Here is a 22,834-nt window from a genome sequence, read left to right on the forward strand (position 1 = left end):
ATATGAGCATCGACATCAGTACCGGAACGTGGCTGAACCCACCCGCCCATTGGGTGACGGATGACGGCGGCCTCACCATGACCACCGACGAGAACACCGACTTCTGGCGCAAAACCCATTACGGCTTCATCCGGGACACGGGGCACTTTTTCGGTTTCCCGACGGATAGCGGGTTCACCGCGCAGATTCGTATCCGGGGGCAATTTCGTGCGCTTTACGATCAGGCCGGTCTGATGGTGCGGATTGACGAAACGCGCTGGATGAAAACCGGCGTGGAATTCACGGACGGTGAGTTGTTTCTGAGTACCGTCATCACGGACGGCCAGTCGGACTGGTCGGTCTCCCAGCCTTTCAAGGAACTGGAGGACTTCTACCTGAGGGTCACCGTGGCAAAAGGCGCGATGCGCATCCAGGCCTCCCGTGACGGTATTTTCTGGCCTCTGCTGCGTCTTGCGCCGTTCCCGGAGGCGGACAGCTATCAGGTGGGGCCGACCGCTTGCACACCAGAACGAAGTGGCCTGACCATTCGTTTTTCAGAGTTTTCCATCGGCCCGGCCACCACCAAAAATCTCCACGACTTGAGCTAAAGGAATTCCCATGCTGATTGGTATTGACCCGATCCTGAACGCCGACATCCTTTTTGCCTTGCGCGCCATGGGGCATGGTGACGAGATCGTCATTGTCGACGGCAGTTTTCCCGCCCAGACGGTGGCCAAACGGTTGATTCGCATGGAAGCGGCTGACCTGCCACGGATGTTGAAGGCCATTCTCTCAATCATGCCGATTGACGAGTCCGAACCTGATCCGGTGATCGGCATGCAAGTGATCGACGAGCCCGACACGATCGTAACGGCGCACACCGTGATTCAGGACGCATTGAACGCGGTGCCCGGCGAATCACCGAAGCTTTATCGTATCGAGCGCTTTGCTTTCTACGACCGGGCCAAGGAAGCCTTTGCCATTATCGCGACGGGTGAAACGTTGTTCTACGGCAACGTGATCATCCGCAAAGGTACCGTCAACCTCGGCGGAAACTGACATCGACAGGGCGCCTGGGACAGGCGCTCTTTCACGTCGTTGGTGCTCTGACTGTCAAAGTGACTTGATGCGGGGTGAACTCAGGATGATCACCCATGCAATTACACAGCGCTAAACCGTAGGTTCCCGCGTTTCAGGTGATGGCGCCAATCTGCCAGGGCACGAACTCATTCTGTCCATAGCCGTGGCGTTCGCTCTTGCTGCGCTCGCCGGAAGCCACGCGCAGCATCATGTCGAAGATATGCGCGCCCCGTTCCTCGATGGTATCGGTGCCGTCGGCGATGCCACCACAGTTCACGTCCATGTCCTCTTCCTGATGATTGAACATGTGCGAGTTGGTCGCGATCTTGATGGAGGGCGAGGGCGCTCCGCCGAACGCCGATCCACGGCCGGTGGTGAAGGCAATGAGGTTGGCACCTCCGGCCACCTGGCCTGTGGCCGAGATCGGGTCGTAGCCGGGGGTGTCCATGAACACCAGGCCATGGGCGGTGACCGCTTCGGCGTATTCGTAGACATCCACCAGATTCGTCGAGCCGCCCTTGGCCACGGCGCCGAGGGATTTCTCCAGGATGGTCGTCAGCCCGCCTGCCTTGTTGCCGGCCGACGGGTTGTTGTTGAGCTCGGCATTCATGCGTTGGCAGTAGCTTTCCCACCAGCGGATACGGGCGATGAGCTTTTCACCGACCTCGCTGCTTACCGCGCGGCGCGTCAGCAGATGTTCGGCGCCGTAGATCTCCGGCGTTTCGGAAAGGATCGCCGTGCCGCCTGCCGCCACCAGCCGGTCGACCGCATTGCCCAGGGCCGGGTTGGCGGTGATCCCGGAGTAACCATCTGAGCCGCCGCATTGCAGCCCGACGATCAGGTGCCCGGCACTGACCGCCTCCCGCTGGACCTGATTGGCGGCGGGTAGAAGCGCCTTGATCTGCTCGATGCCGCTGGCGATGGATTTCGAGGTGCCCCCGGTCCCCTGGATGGTGAACACACGCAGGTGCGGACCGGCCTGCAAGTGCCGGGCCTTGAGCAGGTCGTCGATCTGGTTGGTCTCGCATCCCAGGCCGATCATCAGGACGGAATGGAAGTTGGCGTGGACCGCATAACCCCCCAGCGTTCGCTGCAACATCGCCAAAGCCTCGCCACCGGGGTCCACGGCGCAGCCTATGCCATGGGTCAGGGCCACCACGCCATCGACCTCCGGGTACGGCGCGAGGGCTTCGGGGTGGATGTCGCGACGGAAGTAGTCGGCGATCGCCCGCGCCACGGTGGCCGAGCAGTTCACCGAGGTCAGCACGCCGATGTAGTTGCGCGTCGCCACGCGACCGTCCGGGCGAACGATGCCCATGAATGTCGCTTCCCGATGCTCTGTCTGCCTGGCGTCGATGCCGAATTGATGATCGCGTGAAAAGTGCGCCATGCCGAGGTTATGACTGTGCACGTGTTCACCGGCCTCGATCGGGGCAGAGGCGACGCCGATGATCTGGCCGTAGCGGCGAACGCTCCCGCCGGCCTCGATACGCCGCACCGCGACCTTGTGCCCGGCAGGAATCGCCTGCTGGACAACGACGCCTTCCGCTTCCAGCAAAAGACCCGCCGGGAGCGGCTGGCGTGCGATCAGCACATCGTCATGCGGATCCAGCCGGATCGTGGCGGCCACGATCTGGCTTTGCGCACTTGTTTTAGCAATCAATTCCATTACGGCACCTTACTGGGGAGAAAAGCGGATGCTTTGCTGCAGGGTTCATGGCGCGATCCTAGCGCCGGCCCGACAGGGTGGGTAATGAAAATCCGGAGGCTTGAGATAACCGAGCGTTATCTGTGTCACCGAGCCGGGCAGGCTCCGGCACAAGGCGTATTACTTCGTCAGTTCCTCGATCAGCAAGTGCGTCAGTTGCGAGAGTTCCACCTGGGTACGCGTGACGATGGCGAACGGCTCGGTCTTGGGCGTGATGGTATAGGGCAGGGACGTCAACATGGCTTGCAACAACGGCAGTTCCGCCACGTCAGTGGGCAATACCGCGATCAGATTGGGATCGCTGATCAGCAGCAGCAACGTGGCGAAGGTGGACGAGGTTTCGATGGGGTGGGCTGGAAAGTTCACGCCTGCTTCATGGAACTCGCGCTCCAGGGTCTGACGCAGCGGCATGTTCGCCGAGAAGATCACCCAGCCTGAATCCGCCAGATCCTCCAGGGTCAGTGACGTGCGTCCCACCAGCGGATGCCCGGGGTTGGTCATGACCACCAGGGCTTCGGGTTTTATGCTGATGCTGTTGTAGGCCGTGGGGCGCGGGCTGACGCTGGGGTAGCACAGCGCCATGTCCAGGCGTCCCTGGTCCAGCAGGCTCAGCAGCTTGACGCTGGTGTCCTCGACAATCTCGATGGTCGCCTGCGGTTGGCGTTTGCGCAGTTGCAGCAGGCTGGCGGTCAGCAGCGGTACGCCACCCATGATCGTGCCGACGGTGATGCGTCCCCCATGTCCCTGGAAGATCCCGTGCATCTCCTGCCTAAGATGGGACAGGTCGGTCAGGATCAAGCGTGCGTAGCGAATCGCGCAACGACCCATCGCATTGGCGTTCAGTCCCTTGCTGGTGCGTTCGAACAGCGTCGCGCCGAGGGTTTCTTCCACATCGTGCAGGGCCTTGGTGGCACCGGGCTGGGTGATGCCGATGATTTCGGCGGCCCGGTGGATGGAGCCGTGGTCGTCCAGTGCAATCAACAGGCGCAACTGCTTGAGGCGAAGGCGCGAGGAGATGGTTTCCAGGGTCGGCATCATCGTCAGGGCGGCGCTTTTTCAGGGGGTGACTCGCATTAGGCATCAGCAGGCGGAAAAACTCCAGCCACCCCCGACCCTGGCACAAGCACCTGTCGCGGCAGCCCGCCATGCGGGGATAGCCAGGGGTTATCGAGAGGGGCGTACTTCTCATTACTCGCCCCGTATGAAGTGCAGTACTTTGGGTTCAGCCGATTTAGCGGTGTTTATTGTTGCGTCGCGCAGCCCGCAACACGATCCGGGTTGTTTTATAGAGAGGAGCCATGTACATGCCTGACAGGCTGGAAAACCATAGCGAAGTGACGGGCAGAACCCGCGTACTGGGTATTCTTGCTCACCCGACCGAACATGTAAAAGCGCCACCCAAGATCAACAGGATTGCGCGTGAGCGTGGCTGTGACGCGATCATGGTGCCCATGAATGTGGCCCCTGAAGACTTCGAACGTTTCGTCAATAGTCTGCGGACACTGTTGAGCTTCGATGGCGCCATTGTCACGGTGCCCTTCAAGCAAGCCATCTTGCCGTTGTGCGACGAACTCAGTGAACAGGCCGCCGCCGTCGGCGCCGCCAATGTCATCCGGCGCCTGGCCGATGGCCGCCTGGTCGGCGACCAACTGGATGGCATCGGCTTCCTGCGGGGGCTGCAGCATGCCGGCATCGAAGTCGCCGGCCAGTCGGTCTACCTGGTCGGTGCCGGTGGCGCGGCGAACGCTGTCGCCTTCGCACTGGCCCGGGCCGGCATCGCCCGGCTGACCCTGGCCAACCGCAGTGAACACAAGAGCGTTGAACTCAAGGAGCGGCTCCAGCGCCACTATCCGGCCCTGGATGTCTCTTTGGGAAGTGATCCCAGTGGCCATCAGCTGGTCATCAACGGCACTTCGCTGGGCATGCATGCCACGGACCCCTTGCCGTTGGATGTCACCAGGCTGACCCCGCAGATGACCGTGGCGGAAGTGGTCCAGGAGCCGGAGCGCACCGCGTTGCTGATCGCGGCCGAGGACATCGGCTGCCGGGTCCATCTGGGGCGCCACATGCTGGAACACCAGGTGCAGTCGATGGCGGACTTCCTTGGCCTGTAACGGATCGCACTCATTTAACAAGAAGGATTGATGATGAACGAATTAGCCATCCATGGCGGACCACGCGCCATAGAAGGGACGCTGCCCAGCTTCCGTGACGCATCCGGGCGCACGTTCGGTGCCGAGGAAGAACAACTGCTGCTGGAAGTGATCCGCTCCGGCAGCCTGTCCTTCCTGGTCGGACCCAAGACCCGACAGTTCGAGCAACGCTTTGCCGAGATCTATGGCGTGTCCACGGCCGTGGCTGTGGCGAATGGCACGGCGGCCTTGCATACCGCGGTGATCTACCTGAACCCGGAACCCGGCGATGAGATCATCCTGTCGCCGGTGACGGATATCGGCACGGTCATTCCGGTGCTGGCGCAGCTGGCGGTGCCGGTCTTCGCCGATGTCGACCCACTCACGCAGAACCTCGATCCGGTTTCCATCGAGAAGAACATCACCCCGCGGACCCGCGCGATCATCGTCACCCACGTGTTCGGCCATCCGGCGGACATGGACGCGATCATGGCGATTGCCCGCAAGCACGATCTGTTCGTCATCGAGGACTGCGCCCAGGCGCACCTGGCCTACTACAAGGGCACGTTGTGCGGCACCATCGGCGATGTGGGCTGTTTCAGCTTCCAGCAGTCCAAGCACATGACCACCGGCGATGGCGGCCTGGTGATCAGCAACCGGGACGAATACAACGGTCGTCGCCTGCGCGCGTGCAGCGACAAGGGCTGGCCGCGCGAGCGCGGTGGCCGTGATCACCTGTTCCTGGCACCCAACTACCACATGACCGAATTGCAGGCCGCCGTCGGCTTGGCGCAGGTCGAGAAACTGCATCAGTTCGTCGATGCGCGCGTCGCGTCGGCCGATCGCCTGACCGGGTTGCTGGACGGATTGCCCATCCAGCCGGTACTGCCATTGCCGGACACCCGTGGGGTCTACTTCTTCTATTCGTTCCGCGTGGACACCGCGCAACTGACGGTCCCGATGCGCGATGTCATGCAAGCGCTGGTGGCGGAGGGCATCGACGGCTTTATCGGCTATCCGGGCGAGGTGCCGCTCTACAGCTACCCGGTCATCCGTGAACGCAAGACGTTCGGCACGTCGGGGCTGCCCTTCACCCTGCCGGGCGTGAGCCCGCAGGACTTCTCCAGCAGTGTCTGCCCGGTGGCGGAAACGGTATGCAAGGAAACGGTGTGCATGTGGTGGACCGACCGTTTCGAGGAGAAGCACCTGCAAGGCATCGCCCACGCGATCCGCAAAGTACTGACGGCCTACGGCCGCGATTGACTCATGTCTGCGACGGGCCGTTTCCGGCCTGTCGTTTTCCAAATGGAAGAGGTTTTTGCGATGCAAACGACTGGGCCGTACTCGGGGCTGTTTCCTGTTGCCCCGACGCCATTCTCCGACGCCGGCGAACTCGATTTCGAGGGGCAGGGGCGGGTACTTGACTGCATGATCGACCAGGGCGTGGATGGCATCTGCATCCTGGCCAACTACTCGGAGCAGTTTCTGCTCTCGGATGAAGAGCGGCGTCAACTGACGGAATTCTGCCTGGAGCATGTCAAGGGGCGGGTGCCGGTGATGGTCACCTGCAGCCACTTCAGCACCCAGGTCGCCGGCCAGCGTGCGCGCCACGCGGCGGACCATGGGGCCGCGCTGATCATGATGATGCCGCCTTACCACGGCGCGGGTATCAAGCTCGAACCGCGGTTGATCCTCGATCACTTCGCCCGCGTCGCGCAGGCGTGTCAACTGCCGATCATGATCCAGGACGCACCACTGAGCGGCGTGATGCTCTCGACCGCTTTCCTGGCGGAAGTGGCGCGCACCCTGCCGCTGGTGCGTTACTTCAAGATCGAAGTCCCTGGCACCGCGGCCAAGCTGCGCGAGCTGATCAAACTGGGTGGCAGCAGCATCGTGGGGCCTTTCAATGGTGAAGAGGCGATCACCCTGATGGCCGACCTGGATGCCGGTGCGCGTGGGGTCATGGCCAGCGCGATGATCCCGGATCTGATCCGACCGGTGATGACCGCCCATGCCGAAGGCCGACGCCAGGATGCGATCCAGGCTTATGAGCGGATTCTGCCGCTGATCAACTATGAGAACCGCCAGTGTGGCCTGCGTGCGGCCAAGACGGTCATGAAGGAGGGCGGTGTGATCAGGTCCGACAGTGTTCGCCATCCCCTGGAGGCATTGCATCCGCAGACCCGTGACGGCCTGCTCGAACTGGCCCGTGCGGCCAATCCGATCGCGTTGCAATGGGGTAAGTAAACCGGCTGTCCCGGCGTGAAACGACAGCGCCGGGGTGGCTGGCCCCGTTCATTTCATAGGTTTCGGCAACGCGCCGAGGCAATAGAGAGAGTTGAAAATGCTTCCTGTACTTGGCCAGCAGTTCATCGCGGGTGCCCGTAGCGGCCTCGGCGAGCCCCGTCACCAGAGCTTCGATGCCACCAGCGGTGAAGCCCTGTCTTGTACCTTCCACCAGGCCACGCTCGAAGAAGTCGAGCAGGCCGCCCTTGCCGCGAAAAATGCCTTCGGTCCCTATCGTCAACTGAGCCCGGCGCGACGCGCGGAATTCCTCGAGGCGATCGCCGAGGAGCTGGATGCACTGGATCAGGACTTCGTCGCCATCGTCTGCCGGGAGACCGCGCTACCGGCCGCGCGTATCCGGGGCGAACGCCTGCGCACCAGCAACCAGATGCGCCTGTTCGCCCGGGTGTTGCGTCGTGGTGATTTCCTCGGTGCGCGTATTGACCTGGCACTGCCGGGTCGCCAGCCTCTGCCACGGGTCGACCTGCGCCAGTACCGCATCGGCGTCGGCCCGGTGGCGGTGTTCGGTGCCAGCAATTTCCCCCTGGCCTTCTCCACGGCCGGGGGCGACACGGCCTCGGCGCTGGCGGCGGGTTGCCCCGTGGTCGTCAAGGCCCACAGCGGCCACATGGCGACCGCCGACCTGGTGGGCTGCGCCATCGAGCGCGCGGTCATGCGCACCGGCATGCCGGCGGGCGTGTTCAACATGATCTTCGGCCAGGGTGTCGGCGCGGACCTGGTCAGGCATCCGGCGATCCAGGCCGTGGGCTTTACCGGCTCGCTGCACGGCGGGGAAGCGCTGTGCCGGATTGCCGCCGAGCGTGCGCAGCCGATCCCGGTGTTCGCCGAAATGTCGAGCATCAATCCCGTCATCCTGCTGCCCGGCGCCCTGGCCGCCCGCGGCGCGACAATCGCCGGCGAGCTGGCCGGCTCGGTGGTGCTGGGAGCCGGGCAATTCTGCACCAACCCCGGCCTGGTGATCGGGATGCGTGGCGCGGCATTCACGGCGTTCACCGCGCAGCTCCAGGAGCACCTGTCGGTACAGGCGCCGCAGACCCTGCTCAATGCGGGTGGCCTGGACAGTTACCGCAAAGGTGTCGATGCCTTGAGGCTGTGCCCGGGCGTCGTGCACCTGGCAGGTCAGCCGCAGGAGGGCGGCAAGGCCCAGGCGCAGTTGTTCAAGGCTGACGTCGGACTGCTGCTCGAAGGACATCCCTTGCTGCAGGAAGAGGTCTTCGGCCCGGCCACCGTCCTGATCGAGGTGGCCGACGACGCAGAGCTCGAGCGTGCGGTGCTGGCCCTGCGCGGTCAACTGACAGCGACCCTCATCGGTGAACCGCACGACCTGCGTCAGTACCAATGGCTGGTGCCACTGTTGGAAGAGAAGGTGGGCCGCATCCTGGTCAACGGCTATCCGACCGGTGTGGAAGTGTGCGACGCGATGGTCCATGGCGGCCCTTACCCGGCGACAAGCGATGCGCGGGGCACCTCGGTCGGCAGCCTGGCGATCGATCGGTTCCTGCGTCCGGTCTGCTACCAGAACTACCCGGACAACCTGTTGCCCGCTGCGTTGCAGAACGCCAATCCCCTGGGCGTGAAGCGCCTGGTGAATGGTGAATGGTGAGTGGGGTGGCGACGTCATTTTGCCGTAGCGAAGCTACTCGGCTCAGCCCCGATCAGACCTTCGGGTCCTCATGGAGCTTGAGCGGATGCGCGTATTGCGGCTTGAGCTTGCCGTCCTTGTCCAGCAGCCACGCATCGAGGATCTCGCGCACCACGGGGCCGGCTACCCGGCCACCGGCTTCACCGTTTTCGATCATCACCGAAATCACGATCTGCGGATCTTCCGCCGGGGCGAAACCGACGAAGAGGGCGTTGTCGCGGTTACGCTCCGAGGTCTTCAGGCGGTCGTAGCGCTCGCCCTGCTTGATCGCCACCACCTGCGCGGTACCACTCTTGCCGGCAATCCGGTACTGCGCGCCGACGGCCGCCGCCCGGGCGATGCCGCGCGGGTCATGCATCACCAGTTGCATGGCGTAGTTGACCTGTTCCCATTCCTTGGGGTCGCGCAAGACGATATTCGGGATCGGGTTCTCGTCCACCGGCGCCACCTGGCCGACCGACTTGGCCAGGTGCGGGCGATTCCACACGCCCTTGTTGGCGATCAGCGTGGTGGCCTGGGCCAGTTGCAGCGGGGTGACCTGCATATAGCCCTGGCCGATCCCGAGAATCACTGTTTCCCCCGGGAACCAGGTCTGGCGGCGGGTGGCGCGCTTCCATTCGCGTGACGGCATCAGCCCCGAAGACTCTTCGAACATGTCCAGGGAGACCTTCTGTCCAACGCCGAACTTGTTCAGGTAATCGTGCAGCCGATCAATGCCCAGCTTACTCGCCAGGTCATAGAAATAGGTGTCGTTGGAACGCATGATCGCCGCGTTCAGGTCGACCCAGCCGTCGCCACTGTGGTTCCAGTTGCGGTACTTGTGATCTACATTGGGCAGTTGGAAATAGCCTGGGTCGAACACCCGTGTCGAGGGCGAGATCACGCCGCTGTCGAGGCCGGCGATGGCCACTTCCGGCTTGATCGTCGAACCGGGGGCGTAGAGCCCGCGCAGGGCACGGTTGAACAGCGGACGGTCGATGGAGTCGCGCAGGGCCGAGTAGTCCTTGGCACGGATGCCGGTGACGAACAGGTTCGGGTCGAAACTCGGCTTGCTGACCATCGCCAGCACTTCACCGGTCTTCGGATCGATCGCTACCACCGAGCCGCGGCGGTCGCCCAGGGCGTTCTCGGCGGCTTCCTGGAGCTTGATATCCAGGCTCAGGACGATGTTCTTGCCGGGGATCGGATCGGTGTGCTTGAGCACCCGCATGACGCGGCCCTGGGCATTGGTCTCGACTTCTTCATAGCCGACATGGCCGTGCAGTTCGTTCTCGTAGAAGCGTTCGATGCCGGTCTTGCCGATGGATTGGGTACCCCGGTATTCCACCGGATCGAGTTGCTTGGTCTCCTTCTCGTTGATCCGCCCGACATAGCCCACCGAATGAGCGAAATGATCGCCCAACGGGTAGTGGCGCACGAATTGCGGTTCGACCTCGATCCCCGGCAGCTTGAACTCGTTCACGGCCAGCAGGGCGATCTGCTGTTCGGTCAGTTCGTAGAGCAGGGTCACCGGTTCGAAGGGATGGCGCGACTGCTTGAGCGCCTTGCCGAACATTGTGCGGTCTTCTTCCGGCAGGTTGAGGATGCTCATCACCGTGTCCAGCACCTGGCCGACGTCACCGGCGCGTTCGCGGGTGAGGGTCATGTTGAAGCTGGGCTGGTTGTCGGCGAGTACTTCGCCGTTGCGATCGTAGATCAGCCCGCGTTCCGGCGGGATGGGCAGGACATGGACCCGGTTGTTTTCCGAAACCGTGGAGTTATAGGAAAACTCGGTGACCTGGAGAAAGTACAGGCGGCCCACCAGGGCGGCAGCGAGGCCCAGAACCAGCAGGCCACAGGCGATCAGGCGCTTGTTGACCAGGCGTTTTTCGGTCTCGTGATCCTTGAGATGAATGGGATCGGTCATGAGGAACCTGTTTTGTGCAAGAAAAATTGACGATATAGGGTGTGGCTGATAGAAAAAATAAATAGGTAGCTACTTAAATCGGCGCACACGATACCAAGAAGCGCCGGATTTAGGGGCTTTATTGCTGGAGGATCCGCCAAAAGGCGGTAGGGACAGGGCCTGATGCAAATCCTTTTGGGCCAGGCAGGGCGGAACTAGATCACGTGGGCCAGGTGCAACTCGGTCAGCGATTGTGCCTTGAGGGCGGCCAGCACCGGGTCGCGGCGATCACGGGGATGGGCCAGGTCGACCGACAGGGTCTGGCGAATACGGCTGGGGCGGTTGTCCATTACCAGCACCCGGTCACTCAGGTACAGCGCCTCGTCGACGTCGTGAGTCACCAGCAGCAGGGCAATGCCGTGGCGTCTGGCCAGTTGCAGGAGCAGGTCCTGCAGTTTCATGCGGGTGAAGGCGTCCACCGCGCTGAAGGGTTCATCGAGCAGCAGGATACGCGGCTTGCTGTACAGTCCCCGGGCGATCGCCACCCGTTGTGCCATGCCGCCGGACAGCGCCTTGGGCAGTGCCTGGGCAAAACCGGCAAGGCCGACTTCCTCGATCAGTTGCGTGACCCAGGCCCGATCGTAATGGTCGTCTTCGCTGAAGCCGATATTCTGCTCCACCGTCAGCCAGGGCATCAGGCGTGGCTCCTGGAACACAAAGGCGATGGGCGCGGTGGTGTGTTTCAGCTCGCCCTGGAAGTCCTTTTCCAGCCCGGCGACGATCCGCAGCAAGGTGCTTTTGCCGCAGCCGCTGGGGCCCAGCAGGCTCACCGCCTCCTGTTCATGGAGTTGCAGGCTGACCTGCTTGAGTACCGTGGTCGCGGCAAACGCCTTGCGTTCGACATACAGATCCAGCAATGGCTCGTTCATGTTCATGACTCCCGATCCTGGCCGTTGAACGTGTCGCGCCAGGCCAGGAAGCGTTTTTCCAGACCGGCCAGCAGGCCGTCGCTGAGCTTGCCCAGCAACGCCAGGACAATAATGGCTGCCAGCACGATATCCGGGCGTGAGGTTTCCCGGCCGTCACTGAGCAGATAACCCAGGCCACGGGTGGCGGCGATCAGTTCGGCGGCCACCAGAAACATCCAGGCCAGGCTCATGCCGCTGCGCAGGCCGGTGAACAGGCCGGGCAGGGCGGCGGGCAGGAGAATCCGCCGGACCAGGCGATAGCGGCTGAAACCGAGCATCTGCCCGACCTCCACCAGTTTGCGATCGATATCGCGAATCGCCGCCACGCCGTTGAGGTACACCGGGAAAAACGCGCCAATGGCGATCAGGACGATTTTCGAGGTTTCGTCGATACCCAGCCACAACAGCAGCAACGGCACCCAGGCCAGGCTCGGGATCGAGCGCAGCCCGGCGAAGGTCGGCTCCAGGTACGCTTCGGCTTCCCGGCTCAGGCCGACCCAGGCGGCAAACACCAGGGCCAGGCCGGCACCGATGGCAAAGCCGCTCAGTACCCGCAACAGGCTGGCGCTGATGTGTTTCCACAAGGCGCCTTCGGCCAGGTCACGCAAGGTCAGGACGATTTCGCTGGGGGCCGGCATCTGGTAGGACGGCACCCAGCCGATGCGCACCACGAACTCCAGCAGGACGATGATCGCCACTGGCACGACCAGGCCCTTGAAGTTGCGCCGCCAACCGCCTGTACGCAGGGAACCGGCCGGCAGGACGCCGGGCAGGGATTTACTCTTGCTGGTCATGGGCACTCCTGGCTCGCACGGTGGTTACCCGAGTCACTGCCTGGCGACGGCGACGTTGCTGAAGCGGGTATCAATCAACTGGTCGATCACCTGGTCGACGTTGACGCCACGACGGACAAGCTCCTCGGACACGAGGATCGGTGCCGCGGCTTTCGATGACAGCAGGTCCTGCGGGCCCAGGCGGGCGTTGCTCAGGTCGGTGCGCGACAGTTGCAGCTTGGCGACGTCCAGGGGCAGGCCGGATTCGGTCGCCAGCAGCCGGGCCAGTTCATCGGGATTGTGCTGGGCCCACTCACGGGCTTTTTCGTAGGCACCGAGCACTGTCTCGATGGTCTGCGGGTGTTCCTTGGCGTAGGTCTCGGTGACGCTGATCACGCCGTAGCTGTTGAAGTCGGGATTGCGATACAGCAGGCGCGAACCGGCCTGGATCTGGCTGGCGGCCATATGCGGATCGAGTCCGGCCCAGGCATCGACATCGCCTTTTTCCAGCGCGATGCGGCCATCCGGGTGTTGCAGGTGGACCAGCTCCACATCGTCCTTGCCCAGCCCGGCCTGTTGCAGGCTGCGCAGGGTGAAGAGGTACGGGTCGGTGCCTTTGGTGGCGGCAATCTTCTTGCCCTTGAGGTCGGCGAGGGTCTTGTAGGGTGAGTCCTTGCGTACCAGCAGGGCCGTCCATTCGGCGCGGCTGTAGACATAGACCGATTTGATCGGGCTGCCGTTGGCCCGGCTCAGCACCGCCGCCAGGCTGGCCGAGGACGCGAAGTCGACGCCACCGCTGTTCAGGTATTCCAGGGAGCGGTTGCTGCCCTGGCTCAGCACCCAGGTGACTTTGCTCTGCGGCAGGGCTTTTTCCAGCCAGCCGAAATGCCGCAGCACCAGGCTCACGGGAGAGTAATAGGCATAATCCAGATGGACTTCGGCCGGCACGGTTTCGGCGGCCTGGGCCAGCGGTTGCAGGCCCAGTGCCAGGGCCGTGGCGGCGGCGAGCAAGCGGGCGGCTCGGGTGATCGGGGTGAGGGTTTTCATCGGATGCTCCAGGAGAGGGACTGCGGTGCTTATTTCGGAATAAGCAGTCATAACTCCGATGAACTGCTTAAATGGAATAATGCAGGCTCTGTGCCAGTTGCCTGTCGATCGTTGCTGATCGTTTGATCGTTCCCACGCTCTACGTGGTAACGCCTCACTGGATGCTCTGCATCCGCCTCTGTGACGCGGAGCGTCACGGGCTGCATTCCCACGCGGGAGCGTGGGAACGATCGAAGCCTTTAGTGCCCTCAAGGACCTCATGGCCGGCAAACCGGCTCCTACAGGTAAGCGGTCAGCCCGCCGATTTGGGCGGGGCGGGTGAGTGTCGTTTCGCGAACACTCTGCTGAAGCACTGTTGCTCCAGCAACATCGGCAACCGGTCTCACAAAAACATTGTCAGCGATTGTTTCAAACCGGCATGCTGACGGGCTTCTCCTCCCCGTTGTAGAGACCCGTCCCACATGCCTGCCGTGGCTGCTCACCCGACCGACTCCGCCTCCCGCCGTTCCGCCATCGTCCTGGCCCTGTGCCTGCCCAGCGATGTCCTGCTTTACCTGCTGCTGCCGATGAACACCGCGGCCTTTGGCGTGACCCTGGCCCAGGCCGGGGTATTGCTGGCGGCCAACCGCCTGGTACGGATCTTCGGTTACGGTTATGTACTGCGTTATTACGCCCGTCACGGCGACCGCGCGACGTTGATGCTGGCCGCCGGGGCCAGTGCCTTGTGCGCCTTGGGCAATTCGTTGATCTCCGGCTTTTTCTGGCTGTTGCTGTTACGCCTGGGCTGGGGCTTGTCCTACGCGGCGTTGAACCTCTCGACGCAAGTGTTGGCGACCCTCGAACCGAGTGGTGCCGCGCGTCGGGCAGGGCGCTCGCGGGCGGTGATTGCCATCGGGCCGATGATCGCGTTGTCCGTGGGCGGCTGGTTGAGCCTGCAGTTCGGCCCAAGGCTGATTTTCCTGCTGCTGTGTGCGGCCTCGCTGATCGGCTGGTGGGTGGCGCGTGGCCTGCCGACGGTGGGGCATGAGTTGTCGGCACCTTCCGGGCGGCGTTTCAACTGGCCGGACAGTGTGGCGATCTGGTCCTTTGTCGAAGGCGTGGCGCTGGACGGGTTGTTTATCTTCGGCCTGTCGTTGCAGGCTTCCGCCGTGCTGGGCGGCAACGCGGTGATCATTGCCGGGGTGTTGATGGCCCTGCGTTATGTCTCGGAAATGCTCCTCAGTCCCTTGGGCGGTCGGGCCGCCGACAGCTATGGCGTGGTGCGCATGCTGCTGCTGTTCTCGATCCTCAGCGGCCTTGCGCTGGCCGCTTTCGGCAGCCACTGGCTGATTCTCGGTGCCGGCTCGGTACTGGTCCTGCGGGCGCTGCAACTGCCGCTGGTGGTGACCCTGGTGGCCCAGCGCAATCCCGGTGCCGGACGGGTCCAGGCCCTGGCCTCCAATGCGGTATGGCGCGATATCGGGGCCGGTGTCGGGCCGTTACTGGCGGGTGTGTTGTTGCCGGTGGCCTCGGCCAGTTGGGTCTACTCCCTGGCCGGCCTGGCGATTGCCCTGAGCGCGGTGGGCTGTGTGGTCTGGCGCCGCTGATGGGTTGATCGCTCCTATGTCTTGCGCTGATCGTTCCTATGCTCTGCGTGGGAATGCGCCTCTGGACGCTCTGCGTCCGCCTTTGTGACGCAGAGCGTCATGGCTGCACCCCCACGCTGGAGCGTGGGAGCGATCAACGAGCCTGTAGCGATCGACAGTCACAGGTTCAAGGCTGCCAGATACCCACATCCCGGGTATCGATCTTCTGCGGTAGCAGCCCGGCGGCGAGGAACGCATCGGCGATCTGCTGCTGTTCGCCCAACTGATCGACCGTGACCGCCTGCACCGCATAACTGCGATGACGGTTGGCGGCCTCGACTGTCACCGCGTCCAGGCCGCCCCACAGCGGACCGAGGATCTCGGCGGCGTCCTTGGGATGGGTCTTGATCCAGGCACCGGACTTTTGCAGTTCGGCAAACACCTGCTTCAAGACGTGCGGGTGGGACTGGGCGTAAGCCGTGCTCGCCAGGTAATAACGTTTGTAGTTCGCCAGGCCCTGGCCGTCGGCCAGGGTGCGGGTCGGCAGTTGACGCTGGACGCTGCTGAGGAAGGGCTCCCAGGTCACCCAGGCATCGACCTTGCCGTTCTCGAAGGCGGCCCGGCCGTCGGCGGGCGTCAGGTAGGCCGGGGTGATATCGCTGAACTTCAAGCCGGCTCTGGTCAACGCCGCGATCAGCAGGTAATGGCTGCCGGCGGCCTTGGTCACCGCGACCTTCTTGCCCTTGAGGTCGCCCAGGGCCTTGATCGGTGAATCGCTCCTGACCACGATCGCCTGGGCTTGGGGAGACGCGGCCTCCTGGGCGAAGTAGGTCAGTCTGGCCTGGGCCGCCTGGGCGAACACCGGCACCGTATCGGCGACATCCGCACTGATATCGACGTTGCCCACATTCAACGATTCGAGCAACGGCAGGCCGCTGGGGAACTCATGCCAGCTGACCTCGATATGCTCCTTGGCCAGGGCTTTCTCCAGGGTGCCCTGGCTCTTGAGCAAGGTGATCAGGGTCGAGGATTTCTGGTAGCCGATGCGCAGGGTTTCATTGGCGTCGACATAGGAAGCGGCCAGGGACAATGTGGCGGCCAGCACTGAAAACAACAGACGGGAACGGGTAATGCCGGGAACCGGGGCGACCATGAACACCTCGCAGGAGCAACAGTGAGAAGGGGGGGGCCGGTGGTCCGGTGGGTGGAGCTTATGAGAGGCGGAGGGCTTTGGTTAAATAACCTCTTCGCATAACCATAGAGGCGACTGCACGGGTGCCTGTCGAAGCAAGGAAAAAGCGTGAAGGCTCTTTGCTATCAGCGATGTTTGAGGCAAGATCCGCACTTTTGTTCCGGGAAGGATCCGTCGTATGTTGGCCGCCATACAGCTAGCCGCGCAACACATTCGCCAGGGTGTCAGGGCGGCAACCGAAGGACTGATCGGACGTGAGCAGTTGGCCGAGCTGATCGTGCTGGCCGCCGTGGCCCAGGAGTATCTGCTGGTGGTCGGCCCGCCGGGAACGGCCAAGAGCGCCGTGGTGCGTCGCGTGGCCCAGGCCATGGGCGGGCGCTATTTCGAGTACCTGCTGGGGCGCTTTACCGAGCCGTCGGAGTTGTTCGGCCCGGTGGACCTGAAGAAACTGCGCGAAGGCACGGTCGAGACCGATGTCAGCGGCATGCTGCCGGAAGCTGATATCGTCTTCCTCGACGAGGTCTTCCTCGGATCTACGGCGATCCTCAATACCTTGCTCGGCGTGCTCAACGAACGCCGCTTCCGTCGTGGGCATACCCAGATCAACTGCCCGCTGCGTATCTGTGTCGGTGCCGCCAACGGCTTGCCCGACGACGAAGCGCTGGCTGCGTTCGGCGACCGTTTCCTGTTGCATCTGTTTGTCGATGCGGTCCCGGATAACCAGCTCGAGGCGCTGCTCAGTGGCGGCTGGCAATCGGACCGGCTGCCGGTTCGGCAATTGATGAGCCTGAGTGAACTCGACACTCTCAGCCAGGCACTGCCGCAAGTGGACATGGAGACGGTGCGGCCGGCACTGGCCAACGCGATTCGTCGCCTGCGTGCGGCGGGCATCCAGTTGTCCGACCGGCGCATCGTCAAGTCCCAGCGACTGATTGCCGCCGCCGCGCTGCTCGGTGGCCGTCTGCAGGCCAGCGAGGCGGATCTGTGGCCGCTGCTGTATGCGCTGGCGACCAGGGAAGCCCAGCAGCATGGCCGTGAGGTGCTGCGCGATGTCCTGCAACTGTCGAGTAATCGCAACCTGTTCAGTGCCGTCGAGGAGGCGACGCTGCAACCGCTGTCCCGCGCCAGTCGCCTGGTGGAGACCGCGCACAACTGCCTGATGCGCGTGGCTTCCGGGCAGGTGCTCGATCCGGCCGAGTCCGAAGCGGTACTGCGCGAGATCGATGCGAACTTTTCACAGGACAGCATGCCTCCCGAACTGCTCGGCCTGAGAGGACTGCTGGCCAAGCAACTGACGCCTGCGACATGAGCCAATCCCCCCTGTTGACCTGGGGCTGGACAGCACAACCCGACCCCGCGCCTCCGGTTGCCGCGGTGGCCTGGGGCTCCGTGGCCAGGCAACTGCATGCACACCTGTCGTCGATGAGCGGCGAGCGGCGGCGGGGCCTCCAGGCCACGGCCAATCGTGACGTATTGATCGTCGGTGGCGAGGCATCGCGCCTACCCTGGGTCGCGGGTGTCGATTACGCCTGCGCCTGCGAGCATGCCCCGCAGCTCTGGCTGCCAAGCCTATGGCAGCCGGATGCGGCGCTGGATCTGCTGGCCCAGGCCTTGCTGGCGAAGTTCAATCGACAGCCGCTGCTGGTATGGCATCAACCGGCAACCTGTGTGCCGCTGGATCGCTTGCTGCCGGTCAGCGCCGAGTGGTTGGCGCGCATCGACACCTACTGGGGCTAGCGGCATGCCGGTTCTTTTGCTTCCAAGCCGTCCCCGTCCCCGTCGTCGTTCGGTGCCATAGGTCTGTCATGCAACTACCCGAATCCTTGCAACCCTGGCGCCAATGGCTGGAGTGGTTTGCCCCGGAACTGGTGCCGACCCTCGGTGCCTTGCTGGGTTGCATCAGCCCCGTGCTGGGGCCTTTCAGGGGGACGCAACAGGGCGGCGTTCCGGAGCCGGATGGTCTGGGCGACCTGCGCCGGCGGGGCTCCTATGAGCGGCTGCTGACCAGTGAATGGCTGCTGGCCGACGAGTTTGCCGATGAGTTCCTGCGCCGGGCCTCCAGTGGCGAGCATCTGTTTCTCGCGCCGCAACTGCGGGCGCAACAGGCCTCGCGGCTGATCGTCGTACTGTTCGATGCCGGTCCCCTGCAACTGGGGGGCGCACGCCTGGTCCACCTGGCGCTGATGATCCTGCTGGCCCGGCGGGCGGGCGAGCACGGAGCGCAGTTCCGCTGGGGCGTATTGCAACAGGAACCCGGGCTGTTCGACCTGCATTCGTCGTCGCAGCTGCGCCGCCTGCTCGATGCCCGCACCCATGCGGTGGCGACCGACCAGCATTGGCAGCGCTGGCAGGCGTTCCTGGACGAGCAGGAAGAGTCGGTGAGCGAGTGCTGGCTGGTGGGCCAGCGCCTGCCGGTGGCGCCCGATTCGCAAGACCGCTCGGCACGTCGCCTGCTGATCCGGCAGGGGCTGTTCGGCCAGGCACTGGAACTGCAGATGCAGCCTTCGGGCGGCAGGCCGATTGTCTTGCCGCTGCCCGACGAGGCGGCGGCCAGGCGGTTGCTCAAGGGGCAGTTCGATCATTCTGTGCCGGTGGATGCCCACAGGACCACGACCGCCAGGATTGCCTTGACCTTGCCGCCGATGATTTCCAGTACCGGATCTCATGTAGCCGTACGCCTGCTCGATGATCCTGGTGTGCTGATGTTCTCGATTCCGAGGATCGGGCAGAAGAAAGCCGCGAAGATGGTTCGCCAACTCTGGCCCCGCGAGGCGACGCCACTGGGGGTGACCTTTCAGAACCGGCAAATCGGCGCGGTCCTGAGTGCGGGCGACCAGTTGCGTTTCTGGCAGATACCGCGCATGACGCCGGCCAGCCGGCCGCCGCAGGAAGAACTGCTGGTGCCCGCCGCCACGGCGACCTTGCGGCCTGTCGTATGGTTGCACTCGGCCAAGAGCAGCCGGGTCTTCCTGTTGACGAGCAATCGCACCCTGGCGTTCTGGATGGCGGCCGAGAAGGACGCTGCGTCGGGCTCTTCGGCGAATATCACCCACTACCGTGATCGTGATGTGCTGGGCATGGTGCGGGTTGATGACGATACGCTGGTGTATGCCAGTCGCAGCGCGGGCCAACTGTCTGTGCGTCACGTCACCCTCAACGCCACCCGTTACGAACCCTTTGCCCTGGGCGACGGTCGCGAGGCGACGCAGGTACTGTTTTCCCTCCTGCCGTTCTGGCGTCGTCGTTTTGGGGTCTGTGCCGTGCAGAACGGTCATGGCAAACGGGAGCGCTGGACAGTGTTTACCCCCAGCAGCCATCCCCAGCCGATGACCCGCATCGAACTGATGCCAGGTCACCGGGCCATCGGTCTGTTTCATGACAACACGAGCGGGCAGTGCGCCCTGGTGGTCAGCACAGGCGGTGGCACCGGTGTCCTTCTGGTCGGTTCCGAAAGGACGGAGACGCTCTATGCGGCGACCTCGCGAATCCTGAAAATCAGCTTCTGCCCAGCTTCCGGGATATTGGCCCTGATCACCGAAGCGCGTGAACTGGTGGTCTACGACGTGAATGAACGCCAGATTCGGCTACAGATGCAGACCGCCCGCAAGGAGCTGTCCGATGAGTGAAATCCTTGCGATGGCTATCCGGCGTCCCGGGCTGGCCGGCTGGCAACCGGTCGATGCGTTGTGGTTTCCCCGTGACTGGTTCGACGAAGCGGCGAGTCAGGCGCAGATCGTCCGGCACTGGCAGCCGGGGGCTCGTGCCTACCGCTTTGCCGAGGGCGATGTACTGTGCTTCAAGGCGGCCACGTCGATGGCCTGCGACCGTCTCAGGCCCTGGCCGTTGGTCCGCCAGGGGCGGGCACTGTGTTCGGCAAGGCTCGAACCGGCTGAAATCAGCGCGCTGCCCTTGGCGGATCTCTGGTTGATCCGCGATGCCCGGGTCCAGGCGTTGAACCTGGCTGACGGGGTCGAATTGCAACCGGGCCAATGGTTCGATATCGATCACTATGGCTTGCTGGAAACCTACGACTGCCGTGAGGTCCTGCCTGAACCTGTGCTGGAGGCCTGGGAGCCGCAGGATATTCACCAGGTACTGGGCGATGTGATCGGTGCCCCCAGCGCCGAGCGCGAGGTGATGAGCAAGGCGCTCAAGGCTGCTGCCACCAAGCCCAAGGCGCGCGCTGCAGCGGCAGGCAACTCCCGTGAGTCACGGGAAAAGTCCTCGGCACGGACCTGGTTGATGCCGGGGCTGGCCGTCGTGGCGATACTGGTGATTTATTGGGAGAACGCGGTACTTTCCCCGCCGGTCTTGCCTGGCAAGGCCGTGCCCATGCGAGTGGCCGAGGCGTCGACCGGTGGAGGTTTCGACCCGGTCTGGTTTTTTCTCTCGGCGGCAGTGCTGACCTTTATCCTGTGGCTGTTGCGACGTGCGCTGTACGGGCGTATCGAGATCGAGCGCCAGGCCCTGGCGGCCCAGGCCCGCAAGCACCAGGCCCCGGCGGCTGCACACGCAGACGCCCCCGCGGTTCCCGAGCGCAGGCCGCGCGACCGTGACAAACCATCGCTTTGGCGTCAATGGCTGGGGCGGATGGCTATGGCCTCGCAGTTGAAAACCTTGCTGGATCGGCGCCAGGCGGCCTATATGCAGCGCATGCTCGATATGTTCGAGCAAGGCGATATCGCCCAGGCCCTGCGCCATGCCATTCCCCTGGACAGCGACCAGCCTTCCGCCGGGCAGGCCTTTGGCGCGCCCAAGCCTCGGGATGAACTCAAGATGGGCCAGGCCAGGGGACCCGCGCTGACCTTCAATCTGGCGGAGGATTTCCAGGCTCATCTGCGCAAGCTCTATCGTCAGACCTTCGAACGTCTCGATCGCCAGGGACGGATTGAAGAAGCGGTGTATGTCCTCGCCGAGCTGCTGCACGTGCGCCCGGAAGCCCTGGACTATCTGGAAAAACACCAGCGCTACCAGCAGGCGGCGGAACTGGCGTTGACTTGGGATTCACGCTCGGCGGTGATTGTGCGCCTGCTGTGCCTGGCCGGCGACTGGCAGCGGGCGTTGCAGGTGGCCCGCCGTGATCGTGCGTTCGCCGACGCCGTCCTGGGCCTGCAGGCACAATGGCCGCAAACCGCTGAGCGCCTGCGCCTGGAGTGGGCCGATATGCTGGTGGGGCAGGGCGATTGGCTGGACGCCGTGGATGTGATCTGGGCGCTGCCCGGGGAGCGCGAGCGGGCCCGGCAATGGCTGCTCAACGCCGAGGCCGCTGGCGGCACCCTGGCCGCGGCTGCGCTGGTCAAGCGCGCGGTACTGCTGCCCGACACCCTGGCGGTTTATGAGTCTTACATCCGTGCGTTGCGCGATGATATCGAGCGTGCTGACGAGCGTGCCGTCCTGGCCATCGAGCTGATCAGGGTGTCGCCGGCGTCGTCCAGTGTGCAGTCGATAGCGGCGGCGATGGTCCATGGGGTGCTGGCCGATCATGCCGGCGGCCATCCCGGAGTGACGGCAAGGGACCTGGGCGCCCTGGTGAAGCTCAGCGGTGACGGATTGCTCAAGCTCGATATGCCCTCTGGGGTCGTCCCCCCGAATCAATCAAAGGCATTGCATCCGGTGATTCCCCTGCCGCACTGGTCGGCACCGTCGCCGGGCAGCTATGCGCTGTACGACGCCGTATCGCTGCGTGACGACAATTACCTGGTGGCACTGGGCGAGTCGGGGGTGGCGGTGGTGGACCGCCTGGGTAGCATCGGCCAGCGTTTCATCGTACCGGCCAGTCACCTGGTGATCGGCAACAATTGCCGGGTTGCCCTGGCACTGATACAGCGCGATTCGGTGTGGCGCATCAGCAAGCTTGACCTGGTGACCGGTACCGCGACGGACCTGGGTGTTCTGCCCCTGGCGCTTTTTGCCAGGCGTTTCGATGGCGTGGCCTGGACCGTCGTGACCCACGGACAGGTCAGGGTGGTGGATATCGACAGGGACTTTGCCACGCTCTGGCATGTCGGCGATCTACCCGGTCCCCTGGTGTCCCTCGATGTCACGGCGGATCATGAGTACTGGCTGTTGCGGTTGCCTGATAACACGCTGGAGCAGTGGACCTACGGCCTGCCCGAGCGCCGGTTGAAGTCCCGCGATCCGCAACCGAAGCCGATCCGGGCGAGTATCTCCTGGCAGTTGTACTGCCTGGGCGAATGCATCGAATGCTGGTTCGAGTCACCGGCCGACGACCAGCAGGAACTGGTGATCAACGGCCAGAGTCGCCTGCGGCGCTTTCGTTTTCCCGAGATCACCGAGGATACGCAAGCCCGCGTATACGCCGACGAACAATGGCTGGTGATGGGGTTTTCGGTGTACGGCAAACGACTACGCTTTCACTTCGCGAACCGTGGCCTTTCGCAGTTATGCGCAATCCTGGATTGGCCCGAGGAGCAGACGCTGCGTGTACGCCAGAGTGGTGCGGACTGGATTTTCACCGACCGCCAGGGCCGGCTGTTCCATGTGAACGTGACCACCAGCCGGGTTCGCAGCCTGAGCATTCATTGAGGAAGTGTCC

18 protein-coding genes are annotated in these 22,834 nt (G+C 63.6%); 11 read left to right on the top strand and 7 right to left on the bottom strand.

Annotation, left to right across the window (positions count from 1 at the left end; all coding sequences use genetic code 11):
• Positions 1–2 precede the first annotated feature (2 nt).
• Both HX851_RS15460 and HX851_RS15465 read left to right on the top strand, forming a co-directional pair.
• Positions 3–587 (top strand): DUF1349 domain-containing protein, encoded by a 585-nt coding sequence (locus tag HX851_RS15460; RefSeq protein ID WP_177065859.1) that lies wholly within the window; start codon positions 3–5, stop codon positions 585–587.
• Between the two features lie 10 nt (positions 588–597).
• The gene (locus tag HX851_RS15465) at positions 598–1,038 is read left to right on the top strand and encodes an RbsD/FucU family protein (RefSeq protein ID WP_177065857.1); all 441 of its coding nucleotides are present in this window, start codon (positions 598–600) and stop codon (positions 1,036–1,038) included.
• 133 nt (positions 1,039–1,171) lie between these two features.
• Here HX851_RS15465 and HX851_RS15470 read toward each other — a convergent pair whose 3' ends face one another.
• On the bottom strand, positions 1,172–2,728 hold the full coding sequence (locus tag HX851_RS15470; protein ID WP_177065856.1) for a UxaA family hydrolase: 1,557 nt from the start codon (positions 2,726–2,728) through the stop codon (positions 1,172–1,174).
• Positions 2,729–2,887: 159 nt separating this feature from the next.
• Positions 2,888–3,805 (bottom strand): LysR family transcriptional regulator, encoded by a 918-nt coding sequence (locus HX851_RS15475; protein ID WP_177065854.1) that lies wholly within the window; start codon positions 3,803–3,805, stop codon positions 2,888–2,890.
• Positions 3,806–4,071: 266 nt separating this feature from the next.
• Between HX851_RS15475 and HX851_RS15480 the strand changes: the two genes are divergently transcribed.
• From HX851_RS15480 to HX851_RS15495, 4 genes are all read left to right on the top strand, one after another.
• On the top strand, positions 4,072–4,881 hold the full coding sequence (locus tag HX851_RS15480) for a shikimate dehydrogenase family protein (protein WP_177065852.1): 810 nt from the start codon (positions 4,072–4,074) through the stop codon (positions 4,879–4,881).
• 33 nt (positions 4,882–4,914) lie between these two features.
• Positions 4,915–6,162 carry a DegT/DnrJ/EryC1/StrS family aminotransferase gene (locus HX851_RS15485; RefSeq protein ID WP_177065850.1) on the top strand — a complete coding sequence of 416 codons (1,248 nt, stop codon included), beginning with the start codon at positions 4,915–4,917 and terminating at the stop codon, positions 6,160–6,162.
• A 60-nt stretch (positions 6,163–6,222) separates the two neighbouring features.
• Positions 6,223–7,146, top strand: a complete 924-nt coding sequence (locus tag HX851_RS15490) for a dihydrodipicolinate synthase family protein (protein ID WP_177065847.1) — start codon at positions 6,223–6,225, stop codon at positions 7,144–7,146.
• A gap of 97 nt (positions 7,147–7,243) precedes the next feature.
• The gene (locus HX851_RS15495; RefSeq protein ID WP_177065845.1) at positions 7,244–8,809 is read left to right on the top strand and encodes an aldehyde dehydrogenase (NADP(+)); all 1,566 of its coding nucleotides are present in this window, start codon (positions 7,244–7,246) and stop codon (positions 8,807–8,809) included.
• Positions 8,810–8,861: 52 nt separating this feature from the next.
• Here the strand turns inward: HX851_RS15495 and mrdA are convergent, their stop codons facing one another.
• The 4 genes from mrdA to HX851_RS15515 all read right to left on the bottom strand — a co-directional run bounded on the left by mrdA (position 8,862) and on the right by HX851_RS15515 (position 13,521).
• Positions 8,862–10,754: a penicillin-binding protein 2 gene (gene mrdA, locus HX851_RS15500; RefSeq protein WP_177060822.1), complete on the bottom strand. Its 1,893-nt coding sequence runs from the start codon at positions 10,752–10,754 to the stop codon at positions 8,862–8,864.
• Between the two features lie 194 nt (positions 10,755–10,948).
• The gene (locus tag HX851_RS15505) at positions 10,949–11,662 is read right to left on the bottom strand and encodes an ABC transporter ATP-binding protein (RefSeq protein ID WP_177060820.1); all 714 of its coding nucleotides are present in this window, start codon (positions 11,660–11,662) and stop codon (positions 10,949–10,951) included.
• Positions 11,663–11,664: 2 nt separating this feature from the next.
• The gene (locus HX851_RS15510) at positions 11,665–12,495 is read right to left on the bottom strand and encodes an ABC transporter permease (protein ID WP_177065843.1); all 831 of its coding nucleotides are present in this window, start codon (positions 12,493–12,495) and stop codon (positions 11,665–11,667) included.
• Between the two features lie 33 nt (positions 12,496–12,528).
• Positions 12,529–13,521, bottom strand: coding sequence for an aliphatic sulfonate ABC transporter substrate-binding protein (locus HX851_RS15515; protein ID WP_177060816.1), 993 nt, complete (start codon positions 13,519–13,521; stop codon positions 12,529–12,531).
• A 461-nt stretch (positions 13,522–13,982) separates the two neighbouring features.
• Here HX851_RS15515 and HX851_RS15520 point away from each other — a divergent pair, with 461 nt between their 5' ends.
• The gene (locus HX851_RS15520) at positions 13,983–15,107 is read left to right on the top strand and encodes an MFS transporter (RefSeq protein WP_177060814.1); all 1,125 of its coding nucleotides are present in this window, start codon (positions 13,983–13,985) and stop codon (positions 15,105–15,107) included.
• A gap of 166 nt (positions 15,108–15,273) precedes the next feature.
• On the opposite strand, the gene HX851_RS15525 is transcribed toward HX851_RS15520, so the two are convergent.
• The gene (locus HX851_RS15525; RefSeq protein ID WP_177060812.1) at positions 15,274–16,239 is read right to left on the bottom strand and encodes an aliphatic sulfonate ABC transporter substrate-binding protein; all 966 of its coding nucleotides are present in this window, start codon (positions 16,237–16,239) and stop codon (positions 15,274–15,276) included.
• Positions 16,240–16,456: 217 nt separating this feature from the next.
• Here HX851_RS15525 and HX851_RS15530 point away from each other — a divergent pair, with 217 nt between their 5' ends.
• From HX851_RS15530 to HX851_RS15545, 4 genes are all read left to right on the top strand, one after another.
• Positions 16,457–17,587, top strand: a complete 1,131-nt coding sequence (locus HX851_RS15530; protein ID WP_177065841.1) for an AAA family ATPase — start codon at positions 16,457–16,459, stop codon at positions 17,585–17,587.
• Entirely contained in the window at positions 17,584–18,015 is a 432-nt protein-coding gene (locus tag HX851_RS15535) for a bpX5 domain-containing protein (protein WP_177060808.1), read from the top strand. Before HX851_RS15530 ends, HX851_RS15535 begins: the two co-directional genes overlap by 4 nt.
• A 68-nt stretch (positions 18,016–18,083) precedes the next feature.
• A complete protein-coding gene (locus HX851_RS15540; RefSeq protein WP_177065839.1) occupies positions 18,084–19,904 on the top strand; it encodes a hypothetical protein in 1,821 nt (606 codons plus the stop codon).
• Positions 19,897–22,824, top strand: a complete 2,928-nt coding sequence (locus HX851_RS15545) for a bpX6 domain-containing protein (RefSeq protein ID WP_177065837.1) — start codon at positions 19,897–19,899, stop codon at positions 22,822–22,824. The genes HX851_RS15540 and HX851_RS15545 overlap by 8 nt, the downstream gene beginning before the upstream one ends.
• Positions 22,825–22,834: the final 10 nt, after the last annotated feature.

The sequence above is a fragment of the Pseudomonas gingeri genome (assembly GCF_013385635.1).
GTDB lineage: Bacteria > Pseudomonadota > Gammaproteobacteria > Pseudomonadales > Pseudomonadaceae > Aquipseudomonas > Aquipseudomonas gingeri_A.